Annotated in this window: 7 protein-coding genes; 6 read left to right on the forward strand and 1 reads right to left on the reverse strand. The window is 67.0% G+C overall.

Annotated elements, in window-relative coordinates; genetic code table 11:
* Positions 1–125 precede the first annotated feature (125 nt).
* From HFP48_RS06180 to HFP48_RS06205, 6 genes are all read left to right on the forward strand, one after another.
* The gene (locus HFP48_RS06180) at positions 126–2,249 is read left to right on the forward strand and encodes a molybdopterin-dependent oxidoreductase (protein WP_168579227.1); all 2,124 of its coding nucleotides are present in this window, start codon (positions 126–128) and stop codon (positions 2,247–2,249) included.
* Positions 2,239–4,476, forward strand: a complete 2,238-nt coding sequence (locus HFP48_RS06185) for a molybdopterin-dependent oxidoreductase (protein WP_043799793.1) — start codon at positions 2,239–2,241, stop codon at positions 4,474–4,476. The genes HFP48_RS06180 and HFP48_RS06185 overlap by 11 nt, the downstream gene beginning before the upstream one ends.
* Positions 4,473–5,705: a 3-hydroxyacyl-CoA dehydrogenase family protein gene (locus HFP48_RS06190; RefSeq protein ID WP_006936338.1), complete on the forward strand. Its 1,233-nt coding sequence runs from the start codon at positions 4,473–4,475 to the stop codon at positions 5,703–5,705. Before HFP48_RS06185 ends, HFP48_RS06190 begins: the two co-directional genes overlap by 4 nt.
* Positions 5,702–7,336: an FAD-dependent oxidoreductase gene (locus tag HFP48_RS06195; protein ID WP_168579228.1), complete on the forward strand. Its 1,635-nt coding sequence runs from the start codon at positions 5,702–5,704 to the stop codon at positions 7,334–7,336. Before HFP48_RS06190 ends, HFP48_RS06195 begins: the two co-directional genes overlap by 4 nt.
* A gap of 88 nt (positions 7,337–7,424) precedes the next feature.
* A complete protein-coding gene (locus tag HFP48_RS06200; protein WP_168580525.1) occupies positions 7,425–8,948 on the forward strand; it encodes an AMP-binding protein in 1,524 nt (507 codons plus the stop codon).
* Positions 8,949–8,955: 7 nt separating this feature from the next.
* Positions 8,956–9,696: an SDR family NAD(P)-dependent oxidoreductase gene (locus HFP48_RS06205; RefSeq protein WP_168580526.1), complete on the forward strand. Its 741-nt coding sequence runs from the start codon at positions 8,956–8,958 to the stop codon at positions 9,694–9,696.
* Positions 9,697–9,823: 127 nt separating this feature from the next.
* Here HFP48_RS06205 and HFP48_RS06210 read toward each other — a convergent pair whose 3' ends face one another.
* On the reverse strand, positions 9,824–11,185 hold the full coding sequence (locus HFP48_RS06210) for an MFS transporter (protein ID WP_029541610.1): 1,362 nt from the start codon (positions 11,183–11,185) through the stop codon (positions 9,824–9,826).
* Between the last annotated feature and the right edge of the window lie 10 nt (positions 11,186–11,195).

Here is an 11,195-nt window from a genome sequence, read left to right on the forward strand (position 1 = left end):
GTGGCCGCCGCAACAGGCTCATGTTGTGCCATTTACCTACAGATGTTAGATTGCGATGACGTCGGTGACGATCATCACATCCTGCAGAGCCCATCGCCTCTGCCGAACAGCGGACGGAGCGGACAGTGCCGGTGAAGTTGTCCTATTGCCGCCTGTGCCCCGCCTCGTGCGGGGTGCGGGTGGAGGTCGACGGCGATCGGATCCTCGGCATCGTCGGCGACGGACTGCACCCGTTGTCGGGCGGCTACTCGTGTCCGAAAGGACGTCGTGGTGGCGACTTCCATCAGGGGCCGGATCGGCTCACCACCTCGATGCGCCGCACCCCCGGCGGCAACTTCGAGCCCATCCCGGTGGAGGTGGCGATCGCGGAGATTGCCGAGCGCCTCGAAGCGATCACGGGGGAGCACGGTCCGGACGCACTGGCATTGTTCATGGGAACCCAGCAGAACTTCGCGGCGCTGACCGGCCCGATGGCGCGGGCGTGGTTCCGCACCACCGGATCCCGGAAACTGTTCTCGACCATGACGATCGATCAGTCCGCCAAGTGGATCGTGCAGTCGCGGATGGGGGAGTATCTCGGCGGGCGCCAGCGCTTCGACACCGCGGACGTGTGGCTGCTGGCCGGCACGAACCCGATGGTGTCGCTCAACGGCGGTGACGGGGACGGCGCGATCACTCAGAACCCGTCCGTGACGATCCGCAGGGCGCGCGAGCGAGGGCTGAAGCTCATCGTCGTCGATCCTCGGCGCACCGAAACTGCGGTTCGTGCGGACCTGCACCTGCAGCTCCGCCCCGGCACCGATGCCGCACTGTTCGCGGGACTGCTGCACGTGATCCTGTCCGAGGGTTGTCACGATCACGGGTTCTGCGAGCGCTTCGCAGACGGCCTCGAGGAGCTCGGCGCGGCGGTCGCACCGGCGACACCGGCGCACACCGAAGCGGTGACGGGCGTGCCGGCCGCCGATGTCATCCGCGCGGCCCGGATGTTCGCGGCGGGGCGGCGGGGCATGGCGACAACGGGCACCGGGGTGTGCATGGGCCCGCATTCCAATGTCGCCGAACACCTGGCCGCGTGCCTGAACGTCGTCTGCGGTCGGTACCTCCGCGAAGGCGAGGTGACACCCAACCGCAACGTTCTCGCACGGACGACCCCGTTGAAGGCAGAGGTTCGTCCGCCGTACCGGACCTGGGAATCCGGGTTCCGCAGCCGCATCGGCGGGATCGGCACGATGAACGGCGAGCTGCCGTCGGGCATTCTTGCCGACGAGATCCTCGAGCCGGGCGCCGACCGGGTGCGGGCACTGGTGGTCTCGGGCGGGAACCCGGCGCGGGCCCTGCCGGATCGGGAGAAGGTCGAACGTGCACTGAGCGAGCTGGAGCTCTTGGTGTGCGTCGACACGCGAATGTCCGACACCGCCCGGCTGGCCGACTATGTGATCGCGCCGACGATGGCGTACGAGCGACCCGACCACACCTTGCTGATGGAGTTCTTCTTCGCCCGGCCCTTCGCGCAATACACACCACGACTCGTGGCTCCGCCCGCAGGCGTGATCGAGGACTGGGAGTTCTTCTTCCGCCTTGCCTCTGCGGCCGGGCACACGGTGAAGTTCGCCGGGCGGGTGCTCGATCCGGACGCGCCGCCCACCTCGGACGAAATGCTCGCGATGTTCGCAGAACGCGGGCGCGTATCCATGGACGAAGTGATGTCGGCACGACGCGGCACGCTCGCGCCTCCGGAGGAGAAGGTGGTCGGTCCGCCCGCAGAAGGAGCGTCCGAACATCGCCTCGCCCTGTGCCCGGACGATGTGAGCGCAGAAATCGCTGCTGCACTGGGTGAGTCGACGCCACAACGCGGGCTCACCATGCGGCTGACGGTGCGCCGCATGCGGGAGCTGATGAATTCGGTGGGCCGGGATGTCAGCGGGCTCGCACGCTTCGGCTACAACCCCGCACACGTGAATCCGCAGGACCTCCGGCAGCTCGGCATCGAACACGGCGACATCGTGCGCATCCGCTCGGCCCACGGCCGTATCCGGGCTGTCGCACACGCCGACCCCACCGTCCGACAGGGCACGGTCTCGATGACCCACTGCTGGGGTGCTTCCGACGCCGACGCGGACCCCCGCGGAGTCGGCAGCAATGTCAACGACCTGACCGGCTACGACCGAGTCCAGAACATCAACGCGATGCCGGTGATGACTGCGGTGCCGGTGGCCGTCGAATCGGAGGTCCCCGCCGGTGCTCACTGACACTTCCGCCACGACGGTCGGCGCACGCATCTGTCCGCTGTGCGAAGCGACGTGCGGTCTGCTCTTCGAACTCGGCGGACGCACGGTGACGTCGGTGAGGCCGAACCCCGACGACGTGTTCACCGCAGGGCACAGTTGCGCGAAGGGGCTGGGCCTCGGGCAACTGGAGAACGACCCCGACGTCATCCGCACTCCGTTGATCCGCGACGGGGACGATTTCCGTGAGGCAACGTGGGACGAGGCGTTTGCCGAGATCGGTCGGCGACTGCCTCCGATCATCGCGGCGGACCCCAACAGTTGCGCTGTCTACTCGGGCAACCCGGCCGCGCACCACCTGGACCCGTCGTTCTACACGTTGCCGCTGATCTCGGCGATCGGCACCCGCAATGTCTACTCGCCCGCCAGCATCGACACTCTTCCGAAGAACTACGCGAACGCATTGCTCTACGGAACCGGGCTCGGAATGGCGGTCCCCGATATCGACCGCACGTCGTATCTGCTGATCCTGGGGTCGAATCCGCTCGTGTCGAACGGCAGCACCGTCACCGCGCCGGGAATCGGGAGGCGTTTGGAAGCGCTGCGAGAGCGCGGTGGCACCCTGGTGGTAGTCGACCCGGCGCGCACCCGGACGGCGGAGGTCGCCGACCTCCATCTCGCCATCCGGCCCGGTACCGATGCGTTTCTCCTGCTCGCACTCGTCTCGGTGATCGCGACCGAGGGGCTTGCTGCGCCCGGGCGCCTGACCGGGTACGTCGACGGATTGGACGACGTCCTTCGGCTCACAGAACAGTTCACCCCGGACGCGGTCGCGGAGATCTGCGGAATCGACGCCGACGTGATCCGCCGGATCGCACGGGATTTCGCCGCTGCCGACTCGGCCGTTGCCCATTCCCGGATGGGTTCGTGCACACAGGAGTTCGGTTCGGTCGCCAACTGGATGGTCGAGATCCTCAACATCGTGACCGGCAACCTCGATCGGCCGGGGGGCGCGATGTTCCCCGTGCCACCGGCAGGCGGTCCGACCACCTGGCCCGCCAACCCGAAGGCTCCGCTCGTGTTCGACCGATGGCGGTCGCGGGTCCGGAACATGCCGGAGGCGATGGGAGAGATCCCCGCGGTCTGTTTCGCCGAGGAAGTCCTGACCCCGGGCCCGGGACAGGTGCGGAGCCTGATCACGATCTCCGGCAACCTGGCACGGTCGTTTCCGAACAGCCACGCTGTCGAGGCCGCCCTGGCCGATCTCGAATTCATGGTGTGCATCGACGGGTACCTCAACGAGACGACCCGCTATGCCGATGTCATCCTGCCACCTCCACCGCTGACGACGCGGGGCCACCACGACCTCGCGCTCACCCACTTCCAGGTGCGCAATGTGGCCCGGTACACGGCCCCGTTGCTCGAGCCGAGTCCGGGCCAGGTCCCCGAGTGGCAGATTTTGCTGCGCCTCGCGGCAATCGTCCGTGGCGAACCGGAGCGGCCGGTCACCGAGCTCGACGACGAGGTCGCCACCACAGCGATCCGTCGCGCAGCGAAGCTCGCGGGCTGCGAACTCGACGACGTCGTACGGGCGACCGCGGGCCGCACCGGCCCGCAGCGGCTGCTCGACCTGCGGTTGCGCAGCGGCCCGTACGGCGACCGGTTCGGTGCCGTTCCCGGCGGACTGACCCTCGAACTGCTCGAACGCAATCCCAACGGCATCGACTACGGGCCGTTGCAACCGCGAATCCCCGAGGTGCTGCGGACCCCGAATGGACGGATCAACCTCGTCCCCGATGCGTTGATCGCCGACCTGCCGCGCCTGCGTGACACGCTGGCACAACCCGTGCCGGAGCTGGTCCTCGTCAACCGGCGACAGCGTCGCGGTATGAACTCCTGGCTGCACAATGCGCTGCCACAGCCCGACACAGGTCAGTGTGCGCTGTTCATGAATCCGTTCGACGCTGCCGCACGCAACCTCGTGGACGGCGACACGGTGCGTATCGCATCGAAGACCAGCGCTGTCGTCGCCGAACTGCGCATCACCGACGCGATGCGTCAGGGCGTGGTGAGCCTGCCGCACGGGTGGGGTCACGACGGCCGTGGTCTCCGCACCACTCGCTCGGCCGCTGCACCCGGTGCGAACGTCAATGCCCTGGTCGACGACACCGTGGTCGAGCCGCTGACAGGCGCCCCGATCTTCAACGGTTTCCCCGTCGACGTCACCCGCGTGGAAAGGCCGCAGTCATGACCGGGGAGTCGGGTGCTCTGACCGGCACCACGATCGGTGTCGTCGGCGCCGGGATGATGGGATCGGCCCTCGCGTACACGTGCGCACGGGCCGGCGCCGACGTCGTGCTCGTTGCGCGGACCCTCGAGGGTGCGCGCCGCGGAAGGGCGTACGCCGACCGGCGCGAAATGCGTGCACTGCAGGCCGGGACGACGGATACGGCGGTCTCACAGGCGTTGCTCGCCCGCATCACGCCTACCGAACGGGTTTCGGACCTCGCGCCGGCCTCGTTGGTGGTCGAGGCCGTGGCGGAGAACGTCGCCGCCAAACAACAGGTCCTGCAGTCGGTCGAGGCCGTCACCGACCCGGGCACCTTCCTCGCGTCGACGACGTCGACCCTGCCGATCACAACGCTCGCATCCACGCTGGCACGTCCGGAGAACTTCGTCGGGATGCACTTCTTCTCGCCCGTCGACCGGATGGCGTTGGTGGAGACGATCACCGGTACGCGCACGTCGGAGACCACTCTCGCGGCATCCTTGACGTACTCACGGAAGCTCGGGAAGACGCCCATCGTGGTGCGCGACAGCCGGGGGTTCTTCACCAGCCGGGTGATGCAGCCCTATCTGGACGAGGCGATGGTCGCGGTCGGGGAAGGAATCGATCCGGTCCTCGTCGAGCGTGCGGCGCTCGAAGCGGGATACCCGGTGCCGCCATTGCAATTGCTCGACGAGATCACGTTGACCCTCAACCGCGCGGTGCAGCGAGAGAACCGAGCCGCTGTCGGGACCGCCGGCGGCGCGTGGCGGGCGAGTGGTGCGGACCGTGTCCGCGACCGGATGATCGACGAGCACGGTCGAGTCGGTCGATCGGTGGGACGCGGATTCTACGAGTACGACACCGACGGCACGCGAATCGGGTTGTGGCCCGGCCTTCGCGACGTGTTCGGGACGACCCGGAGTATCCCGGTCGACGACATGCGCGACCGGTTGCTCTTCGTCGAGGTGATCGAAGCGCTGCGTTGTCTCGACGAAGGTGTGATCGGTTCCGAGGCCGACGCAGACACCGGATCCGTTCTCGGCATCGGATTCCCCGCGCACACCGGTGGGGTCGTGTCGTTCAGGCGGTCCTATACCGGTGGTGCGGAGGGATTCACGGCTCGCGCCCGCGAACTTGCCGACCGCTACGGCCACCGCTTCCTCCCGCCGGAACAGAGTTCGGAAGCACACGATCAACCGGAGTATCCATGACATACGTAGTCACCCAAGCCTGCTGCAACGACGCGACGTGTGTCGCGGTGTGTCCGGTGAACTGCATTCACCCGACTCCCGACGAAGCGCAGTACGCGCGCACCGAGATGCTCTACATCGATCCGGACACCTGCATCGATTGCGGGGCGTGCGCCGACGTGTGTCCGGTGGAGGCGATCGCGCCCGACAGCGATCTCACACCCGAGACCGAGATCTACAAGGATCTCAATGCCGCATACTTCCTGGGGAACCCGACCGTGTCCGGCCCGACGGAGGTGCCGAAGGAGCCCGTCGTCGTCGCCGAGCGGCCCGGTCCGCTGCGGGTGGCGATCGTGGGTTCCGGTCCGTCCGCCTTCTACGCTGCCGAGGAATTGCTGAAACGGCGTGACATCGACGTGGAGGTCTCCATGTTCGAGCGGCTCCCCGTCGTCGGTGGGCTCGTCCGCTTCGGTGTGGCACCGGATCATCAGACGACGAAGGCCGTCGATCGGGTCTTCGCCCGTACCGCCGGCCGCAACGGCTTCCGCGCATTTCTCGGTGTGGAGGTCGGACGTGACCTCAGCGTCGACGAACTGCTCGACCACCACCATGCGGTGATCCACGCAGGCGGCGCTTCCGACGACCGGAAGCTCGGTATCCCGGGCGAAGACCTGCCGGGCAGCTTTGCCGCACGTGAATTCGTGGCCTGGTACAACGGGCATCCGGACTACGCCGACCGTACGTTCGATCTGTCGGGGCGTCGCGCCGTGGTGATCGGCAACGGCAATGTCGCGTTGGATGTAGCGCGGATCCTGGCACGCGATCCCGAGCGGCTCGTGCCCGGCGACATCGCGGAGCATGCTCTGGATGTACTGCGCCGCAGCGCGATCGAGGAGGTGGTGGTGCTCGGGCGCCGCGGCCCCGAGCACGGGGCGTTCACGACACCGGAACTGCTGGCGCTGGGCTCGTTGCCCGAGCTGGACGTGACCGTCCACGGCGGTTACGACGCGCCGGAGGGCGCCTCGATCAAGCTGCAGACGATCGCCGAGTACGCGCACCGGCGTCCGCAACCGGGCAGGCGGAGGATCACGCTACGCTTCCAGGCCGCGCCGGTCGAGATTCTCGGCGGCACTCGCGTCGAGGGTCTGCGGATCGCACCGTACGGCCAGGCGGGGCCCGGCGAGGACCTCGACGCGTCTCTGGTGTTGCGGTCGGTGGGGTATCGCGGCCGTCCGGTGTCGGGTCTGCCGTTCGACGCGGTCCGCGGAACGATACCCAACGTCGCAGGTCGCGTCGTCGATCCGGCCGGCAACCGTCCGATATCCGGTGTCTACGTAGCAGGCTGGATCAAGCGGGGGCCGACCGGCGTGATCGGGACCAATCGATATTGCGCAGCCGAGACCGTCGAAGCGATCGTTGCTGACCACGAACGCGCCCTCCTGTCGCGGCCGAGCCGCACGGGCGACGATCTGGCGGCGATCGTCGAGACGCGCTGTCCGGACGCGTTCGGCTTCGACGGCTGGCGGCGCATCGACCGGTACGAACGGACCGAGGGGCGTCGCCAAGGCCGTGCCCGTCGGAAACTGGTCGAGGTCGATGCGATGCGCGCCGTCGCCCATGGTGCGGACGCCCATTCGTACTTGCCTCAATAAACAACAACCTTTAGATTTAATAGGCGGGTGTGATCTGCGCCTCACCGAGGTGGGCCCGCATCGACGACACACATTCATGGAGGGCTACATGAGCGGCACCGTTGTAGACGCTTTGACCTACTGGTCTCGGTCGAAGCCGGATCTGCCCGCGATCGATTTCGACGGCGATGTCGTCAGCTACGCAGAGCTGTCGAGCTGGGCAGACGGTGTTGCACACGACCTCGCCTCCCGTGGCGTCGCGCCGGGTGATCGAGTGGGCTTCCTCGGTGCCAACAGCCTGGAATGGGCCGTGGCCGCGCTCGGCGCCATGAAGGTCGGCGCCATCGCCGTGGGTTTCAACCAGCGCATGCTCACCGGCGAGCTCACCACCCTCGTCGACGACTGTGAACCCTCCGTGGTCTACTGCGAAGAGGCACTGCTGCCGCGACTCGAAGAGGTCCAGCAGGCACGCAACACCTTCTCGATCGCCGTGTTCGAGAAGGATGTGCGCCCGCTGCGCGGCCGCGAACACGCGAAGTACCGCTCGCCGGTCGTCGATCTCGACGCTCCCACTGCCATCGTGTTCACCAGCGGCACCACCGGGAAGCCGAAGGGTGTGATCTTCACGCACGCCACGATTGCCGGTGAGATGCACGAGTGGTCGCTGATGGAACCGATTCAGCCGAACGGTCTGCGCCCGGTACTGGTGCTGCCGCTGTTCACCGCCGCCGGCATCGTCTGGGGCATCTCGCGTGTCGTGCTGCACGGCGGAACCTTGTTCCTGCAGCCGGGATTCGACCCGTCGTCGGCGCTGCGCGTCCTCTCCGAGGACAAGGCCAACACCCTGACCGGGCCCCCGATTCTCTTCGAACAGATCGCGAAGGTGCCCGGATTTGCCGACACGGATCTGAGCCACATGATCACCGCACACGTCGGCGGTGCCCGCGTGCCTGTCGACCTGCTGCACAAGTGGCAGGCCCAAGGGGTGTCCCTGAGGCAGATCTACGGTCAGACCGAGATCGGCGGATCGGCCACCGCAATGCCGCGGGACGAAGCCGCGGAACACCCCGACAAGTGCGGGTGGGGCGGCATCTTCACGAAGATCCGGGTGGTCGACCCCGAAGGAAACGACCTCCCGCCCAACGAAACCGGTCAGATCCTGCTGCGCGGACCGGGCATGATGCCGGGATACTGGCGCAACGAGGAAGCCACCCGTGCGACTCTGATCGACGGCTGGCTCCAGACCGGCGACCTCGGCAAGCTCGACGAGAACGGCTACCTCACGTACGTCGACCGCCTCAAGGACATGATCATCTCCGGTGGCCTGAACATCTCGCCCGCCGAGATCGAGACCGTCATCAACCAGATCCCAGGGGTCGAGGAGGTCGCGGTGATCAGCGTCCCCGACGCCAAGTTCGGCGAGACCCCGGCAGCGCTGGTCAGGACGAGCGCGCAGATGAAGGAATCCGAGGTCGTCGCCTTCTGCAACGAGCGCCTCGCCGACTACAAGGTGCCGCGCTACGTCGTCTTCATGGACGAGCCGCTGCCCCGGATGCCCAGCGGGAAGATCGCGAAGCGCCAGTTGCGCGACACCTTCGCGGATGTGCCCGACAACTACGAGAAGGTCCGGTAATCCAGTGGTGAACCCGCAGAAAGTTGCTGTCGTTACCGGCGGGGGGCGCGGCATCGGCGCGGCCATCTCGCAGCGGCTCGCCGCCGATGGATTCGCCGTCGCGGTCAACTACTCGCGTAGTGCGCGCGATGCCGAGGACGTAGTCGCGAAGATCGTCGCGGACGGCGGACAGGCCGTGGCAATCAGGGCCGACATCTCGAAAGCCGCCGACGCGGAACGGCTCATCGCCGACACGACGGCCCGACTGGGTGCTCCCACCGTGCTCGTCAACAATGCGGGCATGAACAAGGCCGGTGCGGCCCGTAAGCAGTCCCCCGACGAGTTCGACGAAGTCATCGCGGTCAATCTCAACGGCGCGTTCTACTGTACACACTTCGCATTGCCCGCAATGTACGACGCAGGTTGGGGCCGTGTGGTGTTCGTGAACAGCCCGTCGGGCGGGCGCCGGCCGTCGCCCGGCATGAGTGCCTATTCCGCAGCCAAGGCCGGTCTCGTAGCCATGACCAAGGCGATGGCGGTGGAGGTGGCCCGTCGCGGCATCACGGTCAACTCTGTGATGCCCGGCTTCGTCGCCACGGACATCGTGTCGTCGGGAGGCGAAGCCGGCGTGGAGGCCCTGACCAGGCACTGGCCGTCGATTCCGCCCGAGTCGATCGCCTCGACGGTGTCGTTCCTGGTGAGCGACAACGCCGCCGACGTCTCCGGTGAGGAGATCGGTGTGTGGCGGGGTGGCCCGGTCGGCGTCTGAGATCCGACCACGATGCGACCCGTGCCGATTCGATCGGCACGGGTCGCATCGTGGTTGCGTGCCCCCTGCACCCGTGCGCGTTTCTGGTAGCTCTCGCTACCAGAAACGCGCACGGTGTTGGTAGGTGTTACACCGACACCGGGGCTCGGTCGTCGTCCTGCTTCAGGACGGACGACGACCGGGTACGGGACAGGACGGTTGCTGCGAAACCGAGCAGCGAGACGACGCAGACCAGGAGGCTGAGCCACACCGTCGTGTCGTCGAACGCCAAGGCGACTGCGATGACCGGGACGATTGCCGCGCCGAGCGCGTTGCCGGCCTCACGACCGAGACCGAGGCCACTGTAGGCGTGCTGCGTGTGGAACAACTCGATGACGTACGCGCCCATCGGACCGAAGATGGCGGCGACTCCGACCCCGTTGCCCAGTGCCATGACCACCCAGTACAGCAACGGAGGAGTTGCTGCCCCCGACAGGAGTGAAATGCCCACCCACGCGAATACGGCGCTGTAGAGGAAGCCGAACATGATCACAGGCTGTCGTCCGACACGATCCGACAGTGCTCCGAAGAGCGGGATCAGAACGGTATTCGTGAGTTGCGCAGCGATCAGGCCGACCAGTACTTCGGTTCTACCGAAACCGAGCTGGTTGGTGCCGAAGGTGCCCATGAACACGATGTAGAAGTAGCCGATACCGGTCTGTCCGATGGTCATCACAAGGACGGTCAGAAGGGCGCGCGGCTGCTGTCGGATCACATCGAGAATGGGACTCTTCGACAGGGCGTCGGATTCCTTGATCTCGCGGAACGCGGGCGTCTCGGGCAGGGCACGACGGAGCCACAGGCCGTAGGCGAGGATCACGACGCTGAGCAGGAACGGAATGCGCCAGCCCCACGCGAGGAAGGCCTCTTGGGACATCAGGGCGGACACCAGGAGGAGCGACAAGGTTCCGAGCACGCCACCGAGTGCCGCGCCCATGCCGGGGAGGGAGCCGAGCAACCCACGCTTCTTCTCGGGTGCGAACTCGACGGCGACGAGGGCGGCACCGCCGTACTCACCGCTGGCCCCGATACCCTGGAGAATGCGCAGGAAGACCAGCAGAGCCGGTGCAGCCCATCCGATCTGCGCGTAACTGGGCAGAAGCCCGACGAGGAGGGTTGCCCCTCCCATCAGCAGCATCGTGAAGACCAGGATCTTCTTGCGTCCGATGCGGTCACCGAGGCTGCCGAGAATCACGCCACCTACCGGGCGGACGAGGAAGCCGACCGCGAACGTGGCGACCGCCTGTAGTGTTCCCAGGAACGGGCTCGAGCCGGTGAAGAACACGCTGGCGAAGACAATCGACGCCGCCGAGGCGTAGAGGCTGAAGTCGTAGTACTCGAGCAGGGTTCCTACGAAGGCGGCACGGCTTGCGCGTCGTGAGTCCGCGCGGGAGGGCCCGGAGGTCGTGTTCGGGGGAGGGCCTGCAGCCGCGGTCGTACGTTCGGTCATGCGAAACCTC

It is taken from the genome of Rhodococcus sp. DMU1, from assembly GCF_012272955.1.
Taxonomy (GTDB): Bacteria; Actinomycetota; Actinomycetes; order Mycobacteriales; family Mycobacteriaceae; genus Rhodococcus; species Rhodococcus aetherivorans.